General features: G+C 67.5%; 20 protein-coding genes. 6 read left to right on the top strand and 14 right to left on the bottom strand.

Going from position 1 to position 22421, the window contains the following annotated elements:
- Nucleotides 1-105: 105 nt before the first annotated feature.
- Together ML01_RS21790 and ML01_RS21795 are read left to right on the top strand one after the other, a co-directional pair.
- Nucleotides 106-762: a hypothetical protein gene (locus tag ML01_RS21790; RefSeq protein ID WP_058557503.1), complete on the top strand. Its 657-nt coding sequence runs from the start codon at nucleotides 106-108 to the stop codon at nucleotides 760-762.
- Between the two features lie 7 nt (nucleotides 763-769).
- The gene (locus ML01_RS21795) at nucleotides 770-4615 is read left to right on the top strand and encodes a choice-of-anchor I family protein (RefSeq protein ID WP_058557504.1); all 3846 of its coding nucleotides are present in this window, start codon (nucleotides 770-772) and stop codon (nucleotides 4613-4615) included.
- A gap of 147 nt (nucleotides 4616-4762) precedes the next feature.
- Here the strand turns inward: ML01_RS21795 and ML01_RS21800 are convergent, their stop codons facing one another.
- Together ML01_RS21800 and ML01_RS21805 are read right to left on the bottom strand one after the other, a co-directional pair.
- Entirely contained in the window at nucleotides 4763-5188 is a 426-nt protein-coding gene (locus tag ML01_RS21800) for a type II toxin-antitoxin system PemK/MazF family toxin (RefSeq protein ID WP_173865208.1), read from the bottom strand.
- A complete protein-coding gene (locus ML01_RS21805; RefSeq protein ID WP_058557506.1) occupies nucleotides 5121-5438 on the bottom strand; it encodes a ribbon-helix-helix protein, CopG family in 318 nt (105 codons plus the stop codon). The genes ML01_RS21800 and ML01_RS21805 overlap by 68 nt, the downstream gene beginning before the upstream one ends.
- Nucleotides 5439-5681: 243 nt before the next feature.
- Between ML01_RS21805 and ML01_RS21810 the strand changes: the two genes are divergently transcribed.
- From ML01_RS21810 to ML01_RS21820, 3 genes are read left to right on the top strand one after another with little or no spacing between them, the layout of a single operon-like run.
- Nucleotides 5682-6116 carry a hypothetical protein gene (locus ML01_RS21810; RefSeq protein ID WP_058557507.1) on the top strand — a complete coding sequence of 145 codons (435 nt, stop codon included), beginning with the start codon at nucleotides 5682-5684 and terminating at the stop codon, nucleotides 6114-6116.
- A 37-nt stretch (nucleotides 6117-6153) separates the two neighbouring features.
- Entirely contained in the window at nucleotides 6154-9195 is a 3042-nt protein-coding gene (locus ML01_RS21815; RefSeq protein WP_156427906.1) for a class I SAM-dependent DNA methyltransferase, read from the top strand.
- Entirely contained in the window at nucleotides 9192-9956 is a 765-nt protein-coding gene (locus ML01_RS21820; protein ID WP_156427903.1) for a hypothetical protein, read from the top strand. Before ML01_RS21815 ends, ML01_RS21820 begins: the two co-directional genes overlap by 4 nt.
- Nucleotides 9957-10120: 164 nt before the next feature.
- On the opposite strand, the gene ML01_RS21825 is transcribed toward ML01_RS21820, so the two are convergent.
- From ML01_RS21825 to fur, 4 genes are read right to left on the bottom strand one after another with little or no spacing between them, the layout of a single operon-like run.
- Nucleotides 10121-10981, bottom strand: coding sequence for an ABC transporter permease (locus ML01_RS21825; protein WP_082674531.1), 861 nt, complete (start codon nucleotides 10979-10981; stop codon nucleotides 10121-10123).
- Nucleotides 10947-11867, bottom strand: a complete 921-nt coding sequence (nikB, locus tag ML01_RS21830; protein WP_058557510.1) for a nickel ABC transporter permease — start codon at nucleotides 11865-11867, stop codon at nucleotides 10947-10949. Before nikB ends, ML01_RS21825 begins: the two co-directional genes overlap by 35 nt.
- 6 nt (nucleotides 11868-11873) lie before the next feature.
- Nucleotides 11874-12356 carry a L,D-transpeptidase gene (locus tag ML01_RS21835; protein ID WP_156427904.1) on the bottom strand — a complete coding sequence of 161 codons (483 nt, stop codon included), beginning with the start codon at nucleotides 12354-12356 and terminating at the stop codon, nucleotides 11874-11876.
- Nucleotides 12357-12414: 58 nt separating this feature from the next.
- Nucleotides 12415-12834, bottom strand: a complete 420-nt coding sequence (gene fur, locus ML01_RS21840; RefSeq protein WP_058557521.1) for a ferric iron uptake transcriptional regulator — start codon at nucleotides 12832-12834, stop codon at nucleotides 12415-12417.
- Between the two features lie 195 nt (nucleotides 12835-13029).
- On the opposite strand from fur, the gene ML01_RS21845 reads away from it, so the two are divergent.
- A complete protein-coding gene (locus ML01_RS21845) occupies nucleotides 13030-13518 on the top strand; it encodes an outer membrane protein assembly factor BamE (RefSeq protein WP_058557511.1) in 489 nt (162 codons plus the stop codon).
- Nucleotides 13519-13643: 125 nt separating this feature from the next.
- On the opposite strand, the gene ML01_RS21850 is transcribed toward ML01_RS21845, so the two are convergent.
- From ML01_RS21850 to ML01_RS21885, 8 genes are all read right to left on the bottom strand, one after another.
- A complete protein-coding gene (locus ML01_RS21850) occupies nucleotides 13644-13949 on the bottom strand; it encodes an RnfH family protein (RefSeq protein ID WP_082674533.1) in 306 nt (101 codons plus the stop codon).
- Nucleotides 13942-14376, bottom strand: coding sequence for a type II toxin-antitoxin system RatA family toxin (locus ML01_RS21855; protein ID WP_058557513.1), 435 nt, complete (start codon nucleotides 14374-14376; stop codon nucleotides 13942-13944). Before ML01_RS21855 ends, ML01_RS21850 begins: the two co-directional genes overlap by 8 nt.
- Nucleotide 14377: 1 nt before the next feature.
- Nucleotides 14378-15748 carry a sodium-dependent transporter gene (locus ML01_RS21860; RefSeq protein WP_058557514.1) on the bottom strand — a complete coding sequence of 457 codons (1371 nt, stop codon included), beginning with the start codon at nucleotides 15746-15748 and terminating at the stop codon, nucleotides 14378-14380.
- A gap of 102 nt (nucleotides 15749-15850) precedes the next feature.
- Nucleotides 15851-17191, bottom strand: coding sequence for a phosphoglucosamine mutase (gene glmM / locus ML01_RS21865; RefSeq protein ID WP_058557515.1), 1341 nt, complete (start codon nucleotides 17189-17191; stop codon nucleotides 15851-15853).
- Between the two features lie 33 nt (nucleotides 17192-17224).
- Entirely contained in the window at nucleotides 17225-18013 is a 789-nt protein-coding gene (gene folP, locus ML01_RS21870) for a dihydropteroate synthase (protein ID WP_058557522.1), read from the bottom strand.
- Nucleotides 18014-18111: 98 nt separating this feature from the next.
- Entirely contained in the window at nucleotides 18112-20040 is a 1929-nt protein-coding gene (gene ftsH / locus ML01_RS21875; protein ID WP_173865209.1) for an ATP-dependent zinc metalloprotease FtsH, read from the bottom strand.
- An 88-nt stretch (nucleotides 20041-20128) separates the two neighbouring features.
- Nucleotides 20129-20752, bottom strand: a complete 624-nt coding sequence (gene rlmE, locus ML01_RS21880; protein WP_058557516.1) for a 23S rRNA (uridine(2552)-2'-O)-methyltransferase RlmE — start codon at nucleotides 20750-20752, stop codon at nucleotides 20129-20131.
- A 152-nt stretch (nucleotides 20753-20904) separates the two neighbouring features.
- Nucleotides 20905-21678 (bottom strand): hypothetical protein, encoded by a 774-nt coding sequence (locus ML01_RS21885; protein ID WP_058557517.1) that lies wholly within the window; start codon nucleotides 21676-21678, stop codon nucleotides 20905-20907.
- Between the last annotated feature and the right edge of the window lie 743 nt (nucleotides 21679-22421).

A 22421-nucleotide genomic window follows, 5' to 3' on the forward strand; every position in this document is an offset into this window, starting at 1 on the left:
CGGTAACGAAATGCCTGTTCAATGCCGGGTGCAAATTGCCGACCCCCGGCGTCCCTGCTCAGGCGTACCGGGGGGTCTGACCCTTCGACCTGGAGATGCGACCCCATGTTCTTCCCCTGCTTCCCTGCCCACCGACGCGCCGGCGGCGCGGCAATCCTCCCTGTCATCACCCTCGCCGCGCTGCTCGGCACCGGTTCGGCGTCAGCCGGGCCGTTGACCAATGGCGATTTCAGTGCCGGCTTTGATGGCTGGTCCGGGGAGGTCTTCGACCTGTCGGGTCCCGTGGCCGTCGACCCGCTGCCCGGCGCCTACAGCGGCAACTTCAGCACCGGCCCCGCCGGCGCGACGCTGACCACCAGCTACGGCGTCGACGAAGTCTATGACGTGATCATGTATCAGCGGTTCGTCGTCGACACGCTGGCGCCCGGCTTTACCGGCCTCGCGCTGCTGTTGGACATCACCTATTTCCTATCCGACCCGGATGACACGGTCATCGCGCAGTTGTTCGACCCCAACGGCGTCCTGGCCACCAAGGACCTGCTTGGCGGCGGCCCCGTGGACATCACCGAGTACGCCGGGCGCATGGCGGAGATCCTGTTCCAGGTCGCGGACTTCGACGACATCGCCGAGACCCTGACCGTCGGCAACATCCGCATCGAGCAGGTGCCGGTACCGGCGCCGCTCGCGCTGCTGACGCTGGGCCTAGGCCTGCTGGCCGGTCGCGGCCGGTTCCTGTCTCGTCAAGTCGCCAACCAGGAGTAGTACCGCCATGCAACCGACCAAGAAGACCCCCCTTGCCGGCGCCATCGCGCTCGTCCTGGCCGGCGTGCTGCCGGCTGCGGCTAACGCCGAATGGATCGCCCGCGGCGATCTCGAAGTCGTCCAGAGCAGCCTGTTCTACAACCGCGTGCAGCAGGCTTGGTTCGTCGAAGCCCGGCTCTCGAACAGCGGCACCAACGCCCTCACCGGGCCGCTGCGCATCCTGGTGGAAAGCGCGAGCCTGCCCGTTGTGGGCGCCGACGGCACGGATAGTGGCTTGCCTTACTTCGAGGTCGACGTCGATGGCCCCGGCCTCGCACCGGGCGAGACCACCGCCCCGGTCCGCATCCTGCTGCAACGCGCCGGCCGCGTGCGCCCGCAGCTCAGCCTGGCCGGGCAGATCGACGACGAACCCTTCCAGCTCCAACTGCTGCACGTCGCCGACATCGACAGCACCGGGGCCACCGCGGCGCTGGAGAACGTCAAGGGCTTCTCCGCCTTCCTGGACGCTTTCCGCGCTGATCCGAGCTTTCCGAACAGCATCACGCTCAGCTCCGGCGACAACTGGATTCCCGGCCCGCGCCACAGCGTCGCCGACGATGATCGGATGGCGTCGCTGCTCGGCGTGCCCGGCGTTGGCCGCGGCGATGCGGCCCTGTTGAACGCCATGGGCTTTCAGGCCTCGGCGCTCGGCAACCATGAGCTGGACCAGGGCACGTCCGCCTTCGTGGACATCATCGGCGTGGACAAGAGCTGGCCCGGCGCGCAGTTCCCGTATCTGAGCACCAATCTGGACTTCACCGCCGATTCCAACACGGCGCCCCGCGTCGTCGCCGACGGACTCGACGCGGGAAGCATCCCGAACAGCCTGGCCGGCTGGGCGACGGTGGACGTGAACGGCGAGACCATCGGCGTGGTGGGTGCGACGACGCCGTCGCTCGGCAATATCACCAGCCCGGGCAACATCGGCATCTACCCGATCGACTTCGACGCCGCCGATCCGGCGGACCTCGACGCGCTCGCCGCGGAGATCCAGCCAGCCGTAGACGCGCTGACCGCCCGCGGCATCAACAAGGTCATCCTGCTCGCGCACATGCAGCAGATCGCCATCGAGCAGGCGCTGGCCGAGCGGCTCGCGGACGTTGACATCATCATCGCCGGCGGCTCCAACACGCTGCTGGCGGACGCCAACGATGTGCTGTGGCCAGGTGATGTCGCCGCGGGAACCTATCCGATCGCGCTCACCTCCGCCGACGGCGAGCCGGTGCTGATCGTCAACACCGACGGCGATTACAAATACCTGGGCCGACTGGTGTCGGACTTCAGCGTGGACGGCCTGATCGACCTGGCCAGCCTGGATGACAGCGTCAACGGCGTCTATGCCACCACCGACACGCGCCTCGCCGTCTTCGGCCTGAGCACGGCCAACGCCGACCCGACCGTCGCCGCGCTCGCCGACCAGATGCTCGCCATCGTCCTGGAGAAGGACTTCAACATCCTGGGCCTGAGCGAGGTCTATCTGGACGGTCGCCGCGGCACGGTGCGCACCGAGGAGTCGAACCTCGGCAACCTGACCGCCGACGCCAATCTCTGGATGGCGCGCCAGGCCGATCACACCGTGGTCGTGTCCATCAAGAACGGCGGTGGTATCCGTTCCAGGATCGGCGACGAGCTCGTTCCGCCCGGCTCCACCGACCCGAGCGAGGTCGAATTACGACCGCGCGAGGGCAACCTCGTCAGCCAACTCGACGTGCAATCGGCGCTCTCTTTCAACAACGGCCTGACGCTGCTGACGCTGACCGCGGCAGAACTGGTCGCGGTCATCGAGCACGGTGTGGCCGCGTCGGACGGCACCAACACCCAGGGTAGGTTCCCGCAGGTCGGCGGCATTCGCTTCAGTTGGGACCTCACCCAGCCCCCCGGCAGCCGCGTGCAGACGCTCGCGATCGTCGATGACAGCGGCGCCGTGGTCGATGTCGTTGTCGACGGCGGCGTGCTGGTCGGCGATCCCGACCGCACCTTCCGCACCGTGACGCTGGACTTCCTGGCCGGCGACCCGGCGAAATCCCCGCCGCCCGGCGGCGACGGCTACCCGTTCCCGCAGACCGATCGCGTGGACCTGGTGGGCAGCGGCCTGCTCCCGGACGGGATCTTCACCTTCGCGGCCCCCGGCAGCGAGCAGAGCGCCCTCGCCGAGTACCTGGGCACCTTCTTCGCCGAGGTCCCGTTCGACCTGCCAGAGACCGCGCCGATCGACGACCTGCGCATCCAGAACCTGGCCGTCGCCGGTAAGGCCGATACCGTGCTCGACATTCCGCCCGGCGCCCTGAACCTGGTCAAGATTGGCGGGCTCCAGCTCGGTGGCGCCGAGATCGTCAACTACGACCCGGACCAGCAACGCCTGTATGTCGCCGGTGCTCCGGATGCGACCGGCAAACAGGTCCACATCGTGGACTTCAGCGATCCGCATAACCTGGACGACGGCGACGTGCTGGCCTCGCTGGACCCGAAGACCGATGTGGCCAACGACGTCACGGGCTTCATCGGCGGTGACGTGACCAGCGTCGGCTACAAGAACGGCCTGCTCGCCGCCGCCGTGGCCGCCGACCCGAAGACCGATCAAGGCTATGTCGCGTTCTACGACGCCAACGGCGTCTTCCTCGGCTCCCATCCGGCCGGGGCGCTGCCAGACATGCTCGCCTGGGACAACGCCGGCAATCGGGTCGTGGTCGCGAACGAAGGCGAGATCGATCTCGACAGCGGGGTCGATCCGGAGGGCTCGGTGACGGTCATCGACGTGCCCACGGACGGAACGCCAGCCGGGCGCGTCGCGGCGGCGGTGGTGACGCAGCTCGACTTCCAGCAGTTCAACGGGCTGGAGGATGACCTGCGGCTCGACGGCGTGCGCATCTTCCCAGGTAAGGCAGCCGCCAACGACTTCGAGCCCGAGTACGTCGCGTTCGCCGCCGATGATAGTAAGGCGTACATCGCGTTACAGGAGGCCAACACCCTTGCCGTCGTCGACCTGACGGCGACGCCCTACGCGATCGAACCGAACCTGATCCCGCTCGGCACCAAGGACCACAGCCGGTTGGAGAACGCGCTCGATGCGAGCGATCAGGACGGCGGCATCAACATCCAGCCGTGGCCGGTGCGGGGGATGTACATGCCCGACGGTATCGCAACCTATGATCCGGGCCTGGGCCGTACCTTCGTGCTGACCGCGAACGAGGGCGACGCACGCAATGAGGAGCGCCGCGTCGGCAGCAACAACACCAAGCTCGATCCGGTCGCCTTCCCCGACGGTGCCACGCTGAAACTCCCACAGAACCTCGGTCGGCTCGACATCTCGCGCAACGATGGCCTGAACGCCAACGGCGAGCATGAGGCGCTGTTCTCCTACGGCGCCCGCTCGTTCTCGATCTGGGATGTCGAGATGGGCACCATGGCCGACAGCAACGACGACTTCGCGCGGGTCACCGCGCAGCAGACGCCGACGCTGTTCAACGCCAACAAGGGCGATCCGGCCAAGCTCGACGGGCGTTCCGACAACAAGGGCGCGGAGCCCGAGTCGGTGATCGTCGGCGTCGTCGATGGCCGCCCCTACGCCTTCATCGGCCTGGAGCGCGCCGGCGGCGGCGTCATGGTCTACGACGTGGACAACCCGCACCTGCCGCGCTTCGTGTCCTACACGCCGGGGGCGCCGGCTGGCGACATCTCGGTCGAGGGTACGGCCTTCGTCAGCGTCGCGCAGAGCCCGACCGGCACGCCGCTCTTCGTCACCGCCAACGAGGTCAGCCAGACCATCGCGGTCTATGAGGTGCAGGGGTCGGCGCCGCCGCCTGACAGCGAATAACCGCGATACCCGATCGGCTTGGGGCCGGTCGGGGCCGGCCCGGTCATGGGCCTGCCGCCCACCGACCCCGCGCAGCCCCATTGAGCCGGCCCTCGGGCCGGCTTTTTCGTGCATCTCCCATCAGCAGAAAAGCCGGGGCTGCGGCGCTCACCACATCCCGAGCGCCGCCTGCAGCGCACGTTCGAGGGCAGCAAGCTCATCGGCAGTGAGGGTTGCAAGCGGGCCATCGCCGAAGCGGGAGCGGTCGAGTGCGCGCACCTGCTCCGCCATGGCCCAGCAGTCTCGCCGCAGGCGGCCGCGGGCGGAGATGTGGACACGCAGCGCCTCGCTGCCCGGCCGATGCTGCGTGGTCAGAGGAACAACCAAGACGGTGGCAAGGCCTGCCGCGCTGAGCGCATCGGACTGGATCACCACCACGGGGCGGACCTTGCCTATCTCGCCATCTCGGTTCGGGTTCAAACGGGCGACCCAAATGTCGCCGCGCCGCTCTATCTCCACCACCGCTCTATTTCCACCACCGCTCGCCGAGCTCCTCGCGCCAGGGCTGGCCAGGCCGGCGCCCCTCGGCAACATCGAGGGCGTCGTTCTCCGCCTCGACGAAGTCCTCGGCGATCTGACGTGCCTCGGCCAAGGCCGTGGGGTCGGACGCCAGCACGCGCGCCGCGGCGGTCACTTCGGCCAGGACTCGTTCCCGCTCGCGCCGGGCGATCAGCTCGGCGATGGCATCGCGGATCAACTGCGAACGGGGCTGGCCGGAGCGGTCTGCCTCGGCGTCCAGCTTCTGCTCCAGCTCATCGGGTAGACGCAGACTGACTGAACCCATGCACCTCTCTCCGTATCACAAACAGTGATACGGAGGTTATCACAGGGGCGCAGACGGGGACGCGGACAAGCAGTCCACGGGCTCATGCTTGCCCTGTGGCGAGGTGACGCGACGCCCCCGACAAGATCAGGTGATTCGCGCTTTCGCACATCGCCGAGCGCGAAAGCATCGCCTTGCCGTCTGGAATGACAGTCCGCCACGGTCTATGCTGTCCCGTAAGCGAGATTTTTCCCCTCTAGGTCTATGCAGGCGCTACAGCTGCGCGAGCGTGTCGGCTGCTCGGAAACCGACCGCAAGGCTTGGGATCGGGCCGGGGTACTGGTCGCGTTGCGCCCGGCCGGCGGCACCGGGGTTCATGCCCAGTACGACGACGCGAACCTGATCGCGGCCCTGATTGCATTGGAAATGAAGTACATGGGCGTCACTGCCTCACGCTATGCCGCCGCTTTCGCGGAGCTTCACACCTGGCTGCGTGCCCGCTCCAGCCTGGACTGGCCGCGCTCGCGCGTGTTCCTGACCCCTTCCCAGGCGCGCTTCCAACGTGCCGGGGACCCCACCCCGTCCGACCTGGCCGGCTTCACGCTCGATCTGGGGCCGCTGTGCGCCCGGGTCTCCGCGGAGCCGCGACCGCAGCCTTCGCAGGCTTCCCTCAAACTGCCGCTGGGGGCGGTCCGATGAGCCCCCGGGCTCCCGACTCCCGCGAGTCATGCCCATCATGAACGGGCTGGACATCCTCACCGACCGCTACGGGGCCAACCCGGCTGGTCTCATCCCCTTCGACGGCGACGACAATCCGGCGCTGCTGCCCTATGCCACCCTCACCGACGCGCGCCGGAGGGATTCGACCGCCGACCTGAGCGCGCTCGTCGGCGTTTACGAATGGCAGAGCAATCCGCTCATGTTCCTCGTGGACGGGGACATGATTGATGGCGACCAGACGCGCCTAAGCCGCATGCGTCGCCGCATCGCCCTGCGCGGGGATGCCCATTACCTCGGCGTAATCCAGGCCGGGCGTCTCATCGTCCACCAGGTTGCGCTGGAGTCCGGGCCGATTGATGGAAGCCGAATCGATGCGCCGGTCGCGGAGGGTATCGTGCTGCCCTATCTCGCAAACGAGCGCCCCCGTGCCCTGGTTGCTCAAAAGCACTGGATCAGTGAAGTCATTCTCGCACTGCTCAACGCGGCGCTGAGGGAACTCATCGCGGCTGAACTTGACCACGGCGACGCGATCTCGCTGGCCGGGCGCGCCCTGTTTGCGCGTTTTCTCTGCGACCGCGATCTCATGCCTCCCGGTGTCTTCGAACCCGGCGAACAACACCGCCTCTTCGACGATCCACACAAAGCAGCGAGAACCTCCGCGTGGCTGGACACGACCTTCAACGGGGACTTCCTGCCGCTGACCCCGGGCCTCCCGGAGCGTATGTCTGCGCAAGCCTGCAAACCGCTGGCCGACATCATGCGCCGTGCGCCCGCGGGGCGGCTTTATCTCGGCTGGGAGCAAAAGTGGGACTATCTGGACTTCTCGCAGATCCCGGTCGGCGTCCTGAGCCAGGCCTATGAGGGCTACCTGCGCCGCCATCGCGCCGGGGAGCAGAAGAAGCAGAGCGGCTATTACACGCCACGACCCATCGCCGAGGTACTGGTCCGCGGTGCCCTGGCCGCACAGGAACCGGTCGACCGGACTCGCCCCCCGCGGGTGCTCGACCCCGCGGTCGGCGGCGGCGTCTTCCTGATCACCGCCTTTCGCCAGCTTGTGGCCGAACGCTGGGCGGCAAGCGGGGAACGACCGAACACCCGCACGCTACGGGACATTCTCTATACCCAGCTCACCGGTTTCGACATCGACGAGGCGGCCCTGCGATTCGCGGCACTCGGGCTTTATCTCAGCGCGATCGAACTGGACCCAAGCCCCGAGCCGGTGACGAAGTTGCGTTTCGATGACAACCTCAGGGATCGCGTTCTGTGGAAGGTTGGCGACCTTGGAGAAACCAACTCGGACGCTCGGCTGGGGAGCCTCGGGCCAGCGGTCGGCGAGGAGCATGCCGGTCGTTACGATGTGGTGGTAGGCAATCCCCCATGGACAGGCGCCGGACGCCTGAAAGGCTGGCCGAAGGTCCTCGATCGAATCGCACACATCGCGAAAGAACGGCTTGGTCCAAACTACCCGTCGCCGCCGCTCCCCAATGAGGTCCCGGACCTGGCGTTTCTCTGGCGCGCGATGGAATGGTGCTGCGACGATGGTCGCATTGCCCTTGCCCTGTCCGCTCGGATGCTATTCCAGCAAGGGGACGGTATGCCCGAGGCGCGCGCCGCCATCTTTTCTGCCCTCGACATCACCGGGGTCGTCAACGGAGCAGATCTGCGCAAGACCAATGTCTGGCCCGGCATTTCCGCGCCCTTCTGTCTGCTGTTTGCGCGCAACCGGGTGCCCCCGCCTGGCTCGGGCTTTCGGTTCCTGAGCCCGCGCCTTGAACAAGGTTTGAACCGTGCGGGAGTTATGCGGGTCGATCCGACGAGTGCCGAGATCGTTTCCGCCCGACAGATCGTCGAGCGACCGACGATCCTCAAGACCCTGTTCCGCGGCACGCGGCTGGACTTGGAACTGATTTCGCGCATCGAGGCCAAGGGCTATCCAACGCTCAAACAGTATTGGCGCGAACTATTCCCGTCGGATCGGGGGGGTAGCCCTTCTACGAGAAATGGCTATCAAAGACTACGCCCGAGCAGCCGTATTCGAAAGGGCGGAGACGGCTTACCTGGGGTGCCCGCCGACTACTTAAATGGTCTTCCGGACCTCGGCGTTGGCGGCATCCGCAGCCTTGCCATCGATGTCAGTATGCTTAAGCCCTTTCGGCTCGCCCGTCTCCATGATCCTCGGCCGCGCTCGCTATTTCGTGCTCCCCTGGCAATCGTGCAAGAGGCACCTCCCGTGGCCCGTCGCCGCATATCTGCGGCCGTCTCAACTCGGGACATCGTGTACAACGAAAGCTATTACGGATACAGTGCTCATGGACATCCGCTTGCGCAGCAGCTTACCAGATACGTCGCACTTTTCCTGCAAAGCAACTTCTCCCTTTGGCACGCACTTGTCACAAGCGGCAAGTTTGCAGTAGAACGAGACGCCATCGAGAAGGAGACGACCATCGATCAGATCCCGATTCCGCCCTTAGCCGGATTTCAGCCCGAAGACATGAAGCGGATCGACTTGCTTTTTGAAGAACTCGCCGCGGACAACCGTGACGAGTCCTGGTCGAATCTGGATACCTGGGTTTTCTCCCTGTTCGGCCTGCAGCAGCGCAACGTGCAGTCCATCGAAGACACCTTGGCCTGCAATCTCCCGTTCTCGGCAAACCAAAAGCTGGCGCAGGAGCAGGCGAGCGCCGACGAGGTCTCGACCTTCTCCCGGATGTTGGAGGAGGAGCTCCGGCCCTGGGCGGAGCCCTTGGGTGCCGATCTGGTGGTCGCGGCGATCCCTTCGCAGCAAGGGTTGGGACCTTGGAACGTCCTTCGGGTATCGGCTGTCGAGGCCGGGGGACAGGCCCCGCCAACCGACGACAGGAAAGACTGGGAGCAGGTCATCCGGCTTGCCGACCGCATGGCGGCATCCGAGATCGTTGCACCGGTACCGGCGGCAAGATCGATCCTGATCGCACGCCTACAGCAGCGTCGCTACTGGACCTCAAGCCAGGCCCGGCTGCTCGCCGAGAGAATCGTGTGGGAGCACCTCGACGACCTCGGTGGAGGGTCTAGGACTTGAAGAAGGCGAGAATAGCCGAGCAGAATGCAGCCTGGCGTCAGCTTACGGATGGGATAGAACTGCCCCTTCGGCCACTGCACCGGCTGCATTTGGAGGCGATCGCGGAGGCGCTCCTGTATGTTTGGCAGGGCCTTTCGGAAACTGAACTGGAGACGATAGCCGGCGCGGACGAACCGTTGGTCAACGCAACAATAGTGAATGCGATCAATCGCCAACTGGCGGATGAAGATCCGTACCTGCGGCGCTTCGCGGCTTTGGCCCATCGGGCCGAGCGCGGCGTGGAAACATTGAACTACAAAAGCGATCGGTTGGAACTGAGGCCCGACATATCGGTGCTGCTCAACGCCCGCGGCGACAGTTTCCTTCACCCGTTGACGATCGAGTGCAAGATCATAGCTGCGCTCAGCGAGAAAACGGTGGCGAAGTATTGCAGTAAAGGTCTCCTGCGCTTCGTTGAAGGAGACTATGCCTGGGCCAGGCAAGAGGCGTTGATGCTCGCCTACGTGCGCGACGGATCGACCATCGCCGACGATCTGACGCCTTTTCTCAAGCAGTCGTCGAGCCGGCAGCCGGATGGTCTCGGAACCCGGCACCTTCCCCGGGCCGCCGGCATTGGCGCCGATCAGGCCGAGTCAACGCATCAGAGGTCGTTCCGCTATCCTGGGCGCACGGCCCCGAAGGACGATCCAGGGCCCATCATGGTCCGGCACATTTGGCTGCAAGCTCCAATCGCTGGCCCGAATGCAGGCGCGGCGCAGTAACGGACGAGATCACCCGAGCCCATCCTGTTGCGCCGCGAAGCGCCCGCGTGCGCCGATTGTGCGGTGCGGCAGGACCCTGGCGGGGCGCATCGCATGCGCCGTCCCACTCGCGGGGGTCTTGGATGTCATCTCCAAAGGACGCTGGAGGGGCGGGGCGTTGAACGTCAGCGCGGCGCCGTGCGCACGTCCAGGCGGTCGCGCAGCCGGTCCCCGAGCAGGTTCACCGCGAGCACGACCAGCATCAGCGCCAGGCCGGGGGCGGCGACCAGATGCGGGGCGATGAGCATCTGCGCGACGCCGTCGCGGATCATGCTGCCCCAGGACGCGGCGGGTGGCTGCACGCCGAGCCCGAGGAAGGACAACCCGGCCTCGGCGACCACGGCAGCGGCGATGCCGAAGGTCGCCTCGACGATCAGCGGCGCCGCGGCGAGCGGGAGCAGATGCCGCAGCAGGATGCGCGCGGGGCCGACGCCGAGGGCGACCGCCGCGAGCACGTGATCGCGCATGCGCAGCGACAGCACCTGCGCGCGCGCGAGCCGCGCGTAGCCCACCCAGCTCACCACCGCGAGCGCAATGACGACGTTGCCGAGCCCGGGTCCGAGGATGCCCGCGAGCGCAATGGCGAGCAGGATGCCCGGGAAGGCGAGGAAGACATCGATGACGCGCACGACGACGAGGTCCACCCAGCCGCCGGCAAATCCGGCCACACCGCCGATCAGCGCGCCGATGGTCGCCGATACGAGCACGACGCCGAGTCCCACCGCAAAGGATGTCCCCGCCCCCGCCAGGAGCCGCGCCAGCACGGGCCGGCCCAGATCGTCCGCGCCCAGCAGCAGATCGGCCGACGGCGGCGCCAGGATACGCGGCAGGTCGATGGCGTTGGCGCTGCTCGTCGCGAAGGGTCCGGCGAGCGCCGCGGCCAGCCAGGCCGCTAGCACCAGCCAAGGGGCCGCCCGCAGGAGCCGGCGCAGCAGCGACGGCGCCGCACGCTCAGCGCGCACCGACGCGAGGATCGATCCAGGCATAGGCGGTGTCTGTGAGCGCGTTGACGAGCACATAGCAGACGCTGATCAGGAGCACGCAGCCCTGCACCACCGGGAAGTCACGCGCCTTGATGGCCTCCACCAGCAGGCTGCCGATGCCGGGCCAGGCGAACACGGTCTCGGTAATCACGGCCCCGGCCAGCAGGCCACCGAGCTGCATGCCGATGACCGTGAGCACCGGCAGCCAGGCGTTGCGCAGCGCATGTCGCCAGAGCACCGCCGGCTCGCCGAGGCCCTTGGCGCGCGCCGTGCGCACATAGTCCTCGCCGAGCACCTCCAGCACACTCGCGCGCACCATGCGGGCGAGGATCGCGGCCAGCGCGGTGCCCAGCGTCAGCGCGGGCAGGATGATGGCCCCGGGCGCATCCGCCCCGCTCACCGGGGTCCAGCCGAGCCACAGCGAGAAGACCAGGATCAGGAGCGGGCCGAGCCAGAAGTTCGGCATCGAGATACCGAGCAGCGATGCGGTCATCGCACCGGCGTCGAGCGCGCTGCCGCGCCAGCGCGCCGCGAGCACCCCGAGCGGCAGACCGATGACGAGCGCCGTCCCGAGCGCCGCGGCGCTGAGCCTGAGCGTCGCCGGCAGGCGCTCCGCCAGGATCTCCGCCACCGGCCGCTGGTCGATGAGCGACGCCCCCAGATCGAGCTGCGCGAGCCCGCCGAGATAGCGCAGATATTGCTCCCAGAGCGGCAGGTCGAGGCCCAGCGCGGCGCGCAGCGCCGCCCGGTCGGAGGCCTGCGCACGCTCGCCAAGCATCGCCTCCACCGGGTCGCCGGGCACCAGGTGAATGAGCAGAAACACCAGCGTCGAGACGCCGAGAACCACCAGCAGGGCGGCACCGGCGCGGGTGAATACGGCCGCGGGCACGGGTGCTCAGCAGATGTCCACCGGCGTACCGACGAGCACCGAGTCGAACAGCGCGAGCAGGTCATCGTCACGCATCCGGATGCAGCCGTGGGAACGCGGCACGCCCATCGGCTCCGTCGGCGGGCAGCCGTGGATATAGATGAAGCGGCGCAGACTGTCCACGTCGCCGCCGCGGTTGCGGCCGGACTCGGTGCCGGTGAGCCACAGGATGCGGGTCAGTATCCAGTCGCGCCCCGGCGCAGCCGCCGCGAGCCGGGCCGAGTACACCTCGCCCGTCCAGCGGCGCCCGCGGAACACCGCCCCCGGCGGGCAGCCGGCACCGATCTTGAGCCGCACCCGGTGTCGCCCGCGTGGCGTGCAGCCGCTGCCCCGGCACTCGCCCGGGCCGTTCGCCCCGGTAGAGACCTCGCAGCAGCGCTCCACCGCGCCATGGCGCAACCGCAAGGTCTGCGTGGCAAGGTCGATACGGATGTCGGGGAGGCTTGGCACCGACGCTCGCCTGCTGCCTACGCGGCGCTGCGTCAGCGAACGCGCAACGATGGCGCCATCACGACGCCTGCGCGCGGCAACTGCCGCAGATGCCGTAGATGATCAGCGAATGGTCCTGAATCTCGAAGCCGTGCTCGGCGGCAATGGCCCGCTGACGCTCCTCGATGATCTCGGACATGAACTCGACAACGGCACCGCATTTGACGCAGACGAGGTGGTCGTGATGGCCGCCACGGTTCAGCTCGAACACCGACTGGCCACCCTCAAAGTGGTGCCGGCAGACGAGCCCCGCACCCTCGAACTGCGTCAACACCCGATAAATCGTCGCGAGCCCGATGTCCTCACCCGCCGCGAGCAGTTCCTTGTAGACGTCTTCGGCGCTCAGGTGCCGGAGCTCGCTCGTCTCGAGCACGTTCAGAATCTTGATCCGCGGCAGGGTAACCTTGAGCCCGGCCTGCTTGATCTGCTGGTTCTCCATCATCGCATCGCACCTCGGCAAGAGGCGGCGACCCGTGCTGGGGCCCCGTCGCCTGCGATAGACTTGGTGAATCGTTCCAGGCCATCCATTCCGCCCGCCCACAGCGGCTCGGCTGCCGCGGCCCGCGCAAAGCCGGCCCTGAACTGGCCGAGCGCTTGCACGCTGGCAGCTAGCCGCAGCAGATGAACCAACCCGATGAGAATTATTTCTACTATCTTCCTTATTCTTAGTATTGCCGCACAATTCGGTTGCGCGCGCAACACGCAGCAGGACGAGTACCGTGGCTCCATGCTGTCGGACCTGCCTTTCGTGTACAAGATGCCGGTCCAGCAGGGGAACATCGTCACCAAGGAGATGCTCGACCAGTTGGAACTGGGCATGACGAGCGCGCAAGTGCGCTACCTGTTGGGCACGCCGATGCTCACCGACATGTTCCACGCCAATCGCTGGGACTATACCTACACGATGAAGCGGGGCAACGCGCCGCTAGAGAAGCGACCGCTGACGCTGTTTTTTGAGGACGACGCATTGGTGCGCATCCAGGGCTTCGTTCCCGTCGGCCGAGGTGAGGGCATTCCTGGCGAGGACAACCCAGAGATCATCGTCAAGGTGCCCGACTGGGAGGCGCGGCGCGGACTGTTCGGCCGCGCATTGGATGCGGTGGGGCTGGACAAGAGGAACTGAGCGGACCCGGCCCTTGATGGCGCCGAATGTGAGGCAAAAGGGCCGAGGGCCGAGGAGCCCGCCTGGGCCCTTGGCCCTCGGCCCTTTGCTTGGGGGCCAGGCCGGCCCGGCGCGGGCGCCGCGGCTCAGCCGTCGTCCCCGCCCGCCGCGGTCTCCGCCGCACGCGTCTTGCGCGCCTGCTTCGGGTCCGCGATGAGCGGCGGGTAGATCTCGACACGGTCGCCATCGGCGAGCGCCATGTCCAATTTCGCCACCTTCCCGAACACGCCGACCTTGTTCGTGGCAAGGTCGATTTCAGGGAATCGCTCAAGCATGCCGGAACGCTCGATGGCTTCGCGAATGGTCAGACCCGGCGCGCCCTGCACCGGCAGCAATGCCTGTGCGTGCTCCCGCGCATAGGCCACCTCGACACGCAGCGTTTCGTCAGTCACCGTACACCTCGTCTGCTCGTTTGCAGAAAGCATCCACGAGGGAGTTCGCGATTTGCCCGAACACCCCGCCGAAGGCCTTGTCGATCAGTCGGCCGGAGAACTCGAAGTCCATTTCCAGCTCGACCTTGCACGCGTCGTCCCGCAGCTCCTTGAAGGTCCAGGCGCCGGTCAGCTTGCGAAACGGACCATCGATGAGGTCGATCTGCATTCGATGCGGCGGCTCGAGGCGATTGCAGGTGGAGAACCGCTGCCGCACGCCGAGCCGGGCCACTTCGATGCGACCGCAGATCTGCTCATCCGTCTTCGACAACAGCTTTGCCGCCTGACACCAGGGCAGGAAGTCCGGATAGCCCTCGACGTCGGCGACGAGATCGAACATTCGCTGTGCGGAATGCCGCACCAGAGCACTTTTTTTGATGACGGGCACGTCAGAACAATCCGATCGCGTTCAAGAATACGAGCACGACGCAGGCGGGCGCGACGAACTGCACCAGGACCAGCCAGACAAGGTACCACAAGCCATCGCCCGCGAGGCCGAGCTCGTCGGCGCTCGAGGCGCGGCGCATGATCCAGCCGGCGAAGATCGCGATGGCCACGCCACCGAGGGGCAGCAGCACGTTCGCGGTCAGGTCGTTGAACAAGACCAGGAAGCCCCTGCCCAAGATCGTGATATCCGACCACAGGTTCAGCGACAAGAGGCAGGCGATGCCGAGCAGCCAGACCGCGGCAGCGGCGAGCGCTGCCGCCCGCGGGCGGCTGAGGCCGCGGTTCTCCACCAGCCAGGCCACCATCGGCTCCAGCAGCGAGATCGCCGATGTCCACGCCGCGAACACCAGCAGCACGAAGAACAGCGCCCCGAACAGGCTGCCCCCCGGCATCTGCCCGAAGGCGATGGGCAGGGTCTGGAAGATCAGCCCCGGACCGCTCCCAGGCTCCAGCCCGTTCGCGAAAACGATGGGAAAGATCGCCATGCCGGCAAGCAGCGCGACCAGCGTGTCCATGCCCGCGATGATGCCCACGTTCTGGCCGATGGAAGCGCGGCTGTTCAGATAGGAGCCGTAGATCATGATGGCCCCCATCCCCAGGCTCAGGCTGAAAAACGCCTGCCCCATGGCGCTCAGGACAGCCTCGCCGAAACGGGCGCCGAGCTTGGCGAAATCCGGATAGAAGAGGTACGCGAGCCCGGCCCGGAACTCCCCGGCCTGCGCGGCGTACAGCACCATCACCACCAGCAGCACGAAAAGTGCCGGCATCAACCAGCGCACGGCCTGCTCGAGCCCACTCGACACGCCGCGGGCGACGATGAGCGCGGTCATGACCATGAAGACCGTGTGCCAGGCGAGCAGGCGCTCGGGATCGGCCACCAAGGCGTTGAACATCGCCTCGGAGCCCGCGGCGTCAACGCCGGAAAAGAGCCCCCCCGCGGCACGGAACACATAGGCCAGCGTCCAGCCGGCGATGACGCTGTAGAAGGACAGGATCAGAAACCCGGACAGGATGCCCACCCAGCCGAGCAACTGCCAGAACGGACTCGCGCCCTCCTCCCGCGCCAGCGCACGCATGCTGTTGATCGGGCTCTGGCGGCCGCGCCGGCCGAGCATGATCTCGGCCATCATGATCGGCACGCCGATGGCGGCGACACACAACAGATAGACCAGCACGAAGGCACCGCCACCGTACTCCCCCGCGGTGTAGGGGAACCTCCAGATGTTGCCGAGACCCACGGCGGACCCGGTCGCGGCGAGGATGAACGCCAGCCGCGAGGACCACATGCCATGGATGGAGGTCGTCGATGACATCGAAAGCTCCTGTCGGAGGACTGCGCGCCGGCCCAACGGGCGAGGCCGCGCGTGCTGATCTTGTCGTTCGCCGTGCCGGGGGCGGCCTGCCGCAGTGCGCCCTCAGGCGCCGACCTCGGCACGCACCACGTCGGCGAGCCGCTCCGCCACCGCCTGCACCTGTTCGGGGTCCATGCCCTCGACCATGACCCGCACCACGGGCTCGGTGCCGGACGGGCGCAGCAGCACGCGCCCCTGATCGGCAAGCTCCGCCTCGGCCGCGGCCACCGCGGCCTGCACGGAGGGCAGCGTGCTCGGGTCCATGCGCCGCTCCAGGCGGACGTTGATCAGCACCTGCGGGTAGCGCTCAACAGCCGCCGCCGCCTCGGCGAGGGAACAGTCCTGCTGCGCCAGGGCCGCCAGCACCTGCAGTGCGGCGACGATGCCGTCGCCGGTGGTGGTGCGGTCGCGGCAGATGATATGGCCCGAGGGCTCGCCGCCCAGCACACCGCCGGTCCGCTTCAAGTGCTCCATAATGTAGCGGTCGCCAACCTGGGTCCGCTCGAACGGAACCTCCAGCCGGCGCAGCGCGAGCTCAAGCCCAAGATTGCTCATCAGCGTGCCCACCACAGGCCCGGCGAGGCAGCCCGCCGCCTGGCGCGACTTGGCGATGATGTAGATCAGCGCGTCGCCGTCGATGATGGCTCCGTGCCCGTCCACCATCATGAGCCGGTCGCCGTCGCCGTCGAAGGCGATGCCCAAGTCAGCACCCGCCTCGAGCACCCGGCTCGCCAGCGCTTCGGGCTTGGTGGAGCCGACATCGCGATTGATATTGAGCCCGTCCGGCGCGGTGCCGATGGCGCTGACCCGGGCGCCGAGCTCCTCGAACACGTAGGGCGCAATGTTGTAGGTGGCGCCATGGGCGCAGTCGATGACGATCTTCAAGCCCTTCAACGACAGCGCCTGCGGAAAGCTGCCTTTGCAGAACTCGATGTAGCGCCCGGCGGCGTCATCGACGCGCCTAACCTTGCCGAGCTCTGCCGCCGGCACGGTGACGAGCGGCCGGTCGATCTCTGCCTCGATGGCGAGCTCCGCGGCGTCCGGCAGCTTATCGCCGTCGCCGGAGAAGAATTTGATGCCGTTGTCGTCGTACGGATTGTGGGAGGCCGTGATGACAATGCCGGCGGCGGCGCGGAAGGTCCGTGTCAGGTAGGCAACACCCGGTGTCGGCATGGGCCCGAGCAACCGGATGTCCATGCCCGCGGCGACAAGGCCCGCCTCCAGCGCGGACTCGAACATATAGCCCGAGATCCGTGTGTCCTTGCCGATCAGCACCGTGCCCTTGGACGAATTGCCAAGCACCCGCCCCGCCGCCCAACCGAGCTTGACAACGAAATCCGGGCTGATGAAAGGGTCGCCGACGCGCCCACGGATGCCATCAGTGCCGAAGTATTTGCGCTTCAACCGGATTCCCCTCGCACGGCAGGCGGAGCTTATTTACGCGTTGGCCTGTGCCGCCGCCACGGCCACGACCACCTTCACGGCATCCACTGTCGCGGCCACGTCATGCACCCGCAGCAGTTTCGCCCCGCGCTCGGCGGCGATGACGGCCGCGGCAAGACTGGCCGGCAGCCGCTCGCTGACATCGCGGCCGGTCAGCGTGCCCAGCATGGATTTCCGCGACAGGCCCACCAGCAACGGCACGTCCAGATCGCAGAGCTCGCGCAGGCGCGCCAAAAGGCCGAGATTATGCGGCAAGCGCTTGCCAAAGCCAAAGCCGGGGTCGATCAGCAGCGACTCCGCGGGCACGCCTGCGGCGACGGCGGCGGCGATGCGCTCCGCCAGGAAGGCCCTCACCTCGGCCACGACGTCGCCGTAGCTCGGCTCCGCCTGCATCGTGCGCGGCTCGCCCTGCATGTGCATCAAGCACACCGGCAAGCCGAGCGCCGCCGCCGTCCCGAGCGCACCCGGCGCCCGCAGCGCGCGGACGTCGTTGATCAGCGTCGCCCCGGCCTCCGCCGCGGCGCGCATGACCTCCGGCTTCGAGGTATCCACCGAGATCGGCACCGGCAGACGCCGGGCCAGCGCCCGGACGACCGGCACCACGCGGGCGATCTCGTCCTCTGCCGATACGTCCGCCGCGCCGGGCCGCGTGGACTCGCCGCCGATATCGATGATGTCGACGCCCTCCTCCAGCATGCGCTCGGCCCGGCGCAGCGCCGCATCCGGGGCAAAAAAAACACCCCCGTCCGAGAAGGAATCGGGGGTGAGGTTCAGCACGCCCATGACGCGGGGCGTGCTGAGATCGAGCTGGTGCGGACCGCAGACGAGCACCCTGCGCCCGGCCACCGCGGCTGCGGCGGCTGGCGCGATCTCAGACGGGATCAATGCTCGCCGGCGGGACCGCCGATGGGACCACCGGACGGCCGCGGATCCGTGTCGGGCTTGGCCCCGGTCGGCGCATCAGCGCTGCCACTCGGCGGCGGCGAGGCGTCCTCGGACCACTGCTTCGGCGGGCGCGGCTCGCGGCCCTCCATGATGTCGCCGATCTGGAAGGCGTCGATGGTCTCGTACTTGATCAACGCCTGCGCCATTGCGTGGAGCTTGTCCATGTTCTCCAGCAGGATGTTCTTCGCCCGCTCGTAGTTGCGGTCGATGAAGTTGCGCACTTCCTTGTCGATCAGGTGCGTGGTCTCGTCCGACACGGTCTTGTGCTGCGTCACCGAGTGGCCGAGGAAGACCTCTTGCTCATCTTCGCTGTAGGTGAGCGGGCCGAGCTTGTCCGACAGCCCCCACTTCGTGACCATGTTGCGCGCCAGCTCCGTCGCACGCTGGATGTCGTTCGACGCGCCAGTGGTGACCTTCTCCGCGCCGAAAATGAGCTCTTCGGCCAGGCGCCCGCCGAACAGCGACGAGATCTGGCTCTCTAAGCGCTGCTTGCTGTAGCTGAAGCGGTCGTCCTCCGGCAGGAACAGGGTCACGCCGAGCGCCCGGCCGCGCGGGATGATGCTCACCTTGTGCACCGGGTCGTGCTCCGGCACGATCCGGCCGACGATGGCGTGGCCGGACTCGTGGTAGGCGGTCAGTTTCTTCTCGTCGTCGGACATGACCATGGAGCGCCGCTCGGTGCCCATCATGATCTTGTCCTTGGCCTTTTCCATATCCTCCATGTCCACCAGGCGCTTGTTGGCGCGCGCCGCGAACAGGGCCGCCTCATTGACCAGGTTGGCGAGATCCGCACCGGAGAAGCCCGGCGTGCCGCGGGCGATCACGGACGCGATCACGTCATCGGCCGTCGGCACCTTGCGCATGTGCACCTTCAGGATCTGCTCGCGTCCGCGCACATCCGGCAGCGGCACGACCACCTGGCGGTCGAAGCGGCCCGGGCGCAGCAGCGCCGGGTCAAGCACGTCCGGCCGGTTGGTGGCGGCGATGACGATGACGCCCTCGTTGCCCTCAAAACCGTCCATTTCCACAAGAAGCTGGTTCAGCGTCTGCTCGCGCTCGTCGTGACCGCCGCCCAGGCCGGCACCGCGATGGCGACCGACCGCGTCAATCTCATCGATGAAGATGATGCAGGGCGCGTGCTTCTTGGCCTGCTCGAACATGTCGCGCACGCGCGAGGCGCCGACGCCGACGAACATCTCGACGAAGTCCGAGCCCGAGATGGTGAAGAACGGCACCTTGGCCTCGCCGGCAATAGCGCGGGCGAGCAGCGTCTTGCCGGTGCCCGGAGGGCCGACCATGAGCACGCCCTTCGGGATCTTGCCGCCGAGCTTCTGGAACTTGGACGGATCCTTCAGGAAGTCCACCACCTCAACGACTTCTTCTTTGGCCTCTTCGGCGCCGGCCATGTCGGCGAAGGTCACCTTGACCTGATCCTCGCTCAGCATGCGCGCCTTGCTCTTGGCGAAGGACATGGCGCCACGGCCACCGGCCCCGCCCTGCATCTGGCGCATGAAGAAGATCCAGAGCCCGATCAGGATGAACAGCGGGAACCAGTTGATCAGGATCTGCATGAGCACGGAGGGCTTCTCCGGCGGTGCGGCCTTGATCTCGACGTTGTTGTCGAGCAGGTCGCCCACCAAGCCATCGTCGCCCGGACTGTACGTGGTAAAGCGCTGGCCACCCGCCGTCAGGCCCTCGATGGTCCGACCGGAGATGGTCACTTCTCTGACTTGGCCCTGGCGCACCTGATCGATGAAGTCCGAATAGGACTCGCTGCGCGGTTGGGACTGCGTCGCGGTGAAGTTGTTGAAGACGGACATCAGCACGATGGCGATGACCACCCAGAGAATCAGATTTTTTGCCATGTCACTCACGGCGCGTGCCTCATCAGTCGCCGGCGCGGGCATGTGGTAGCCCGGCGACGGCTTGGTTGCGTTGCGATGGTGCGGAACCCTAACCGACCCGAAGGCCTTTTGCCACAAAATAGGATTCGCGGCTCTGGCTGCGGGACGCCTCGGGCTTGCGGCAGACCACCTTGTCGAAGCTGCCGCGCAAATCGCGCAGCGCCTCGTCGAAGCCTGCTCCCTGGAAGGCTTTGACGACCACACTGCCCCCGGGTTTCAGCACCCGCCGGGCAAAGTCGATCGCGACCTCCACGAGCAGCATGGACCGCGGCTGGTCCACCGCCTTCATGCCCGACACGTTTGGGGCCATGTCGGAAAGCACAAGATCCGCGGGCGCGTCGCCGAGCCAGGCGAGCGCGGCCTCAAGGAGGGCTTGGTCGTTGAAGTCGCCGGTGAGGATGTCGGCGCCGGGGACCGGCGCCATCGGCAGCAGGTCCAGCGCCAGCACGCGCCCGTGCCGCCCCACTGCCTGCGCCGCCACCTGCGTCCAGCCGCCCGGCGCGGCGCCCAAGTCCACGACGCACAGGCCGGGGCGCAGGAGCCGGTCCTTCTCTTGGAGCTCCAGCAGCTTGTAGGCGGCGCGGGAACGATAGCCCTCGGCCTTGGCGCGGCGCACGTAGGGGTCGCTCGCCTGCCGGGCGAGCCAGCGCTGGCTGCTGCCGGAACGCTTCACGAGGGATGATGATCGATTAGGGCGGGTGTCACGGGCGCTTAGGTTGCGCGTGCGCGCGGCCGGACGCAAGAGCAAGGGATTCAGGCCCGGGGGCGCCCGCCTCGGCCCTTGGCCCTTGGTTCAAGGCCTTGTCGGTCCGCGCCTTCGCCGTCCTAAACCCGGTCCACCCAGTCGAACTCGAAGACCTCCAACAACCCTCCGGCGACGGCCCCGGCGAACATCGCCGCGAGCAGCGCCGCCGGCAGCAGCTCGCTCGCGCGCAGCAGCGGCATGGTCAGCACACTGGCCTCACCGATGGCGAAGATACCGGCGAAGGCCGTGAGCCCGTTCGCGGCCACCGCCGCGATGATCGCGATGATGAGGCCCTCGTTCAGGTCGCAGAAGCGCCCGCGCTGCGTGGGCCGCGCCGGCCGCGCAAGGAGCACGCTGACGTAGAGCACGCCGGTCACGGAGACCAGGAAGGCCACGGCCGCCGGCGCCGGCAGCCGAACGCCCGCGAGCAGGTCTGCCGTGAGCAGGAGTCCGCCGGCGAGTGCGCCCATGGACAGCCCTGCCGCGACCTTGAGCCCGACGTTCGCGGTGCAGCGGCACGGAAAGCGCACGAGAAACCCCACGGCCAGACTTACCACCAACGCGGCGAGGCTCAAGAGCCAGGGCGAGACGTTCGGGCCGACCATCGCCATGCCCAGCACGGCCAGCCCCGTGCCGATAACGCTGGCGGTGAGCGCGAGCTGGCGCGCGCCGTAGAAGGCCGCGCCGATGCCGCCCGCGATGCCCGCTGCGGCCGGCATCGCGACGACGCCGAGCGGTGCGCTCAACAGCTCGCTCAGCACCAGGTAGAGCGGCGCGTAGATCATGCCGATCAGGCTCCAGACGCCGGCACGGATGAGAACGGGGGACAACTGGTACGGCACGGCTTGCGTCATCGGAGCTGACTCATTGTTGGGGACGGTGTTGGCGGCGGGACGCCGCGACACCGGAACGGCCGGGCCGCATCGAAGCGGCCCACGACGTTTGCATTAGTACTTGATGATACTGACGAACTGGGCCGAGAGAAACCGCCTGGATCACAATTTTGCTGCGCCGCATCAAATAGGAAGGAGCTAGGAGCTAGGAGCTAGGAGCTAGGAGCTAGGAGCTAGGAGCTAGGAGCTAGGAGCTAGGGGCTAGGAGCGGCGCCGACGCGGCTGACCGGGACCGCCGGCTTTCCAGCCGGCTCGGCGCCGACGCGGCTCAATGCCGCGTCGGCGGCGTCTGTGCTGATAAGCGGGCACATGCGCGCTCGCCTACCCCGGCGGCTCGGCACGGCCAACCGCCCGGCTCCCGCGCCGCAGATCGCGCGCCGGGGGCATCGAGCCCCCGGCACGCGAAGCCGGCTGAAAGCCGGCGCTCCCAGTCCGCGGCTGACCGGGATCGCCGGCTTTCCTGCCGGCTCGGCGCCGACGCGGCTCGATGCCGCATCGGCGGCGTCTGTGCTGATAAGCGGGCACATGCGCGCTCGCCTACCCCGGCGGCGCGGCACGGCCAACCGCCCGGCTCCCGCGCCGCAGATCGCGCGCCGGGGGCATCGAGCCCCCGGCACGCGAAGCCGGCTGAAAGCCGGCGCTCCCAGTCCGCGGCTGACCGGGATCGCCGGCTTTCCAGCCGGCTCGGCGCCGACGCGGCTCGA

The organism is Thiohalocapsa sp. ML1 (assembly GCF_001469165.1).
Taxonomy (GTDB): domain Bacteria; phylum Pseudomonadota; class Gammaproteobacteria; order Chromatiales; family Chromatiaceae; genus Thiohalocapsa.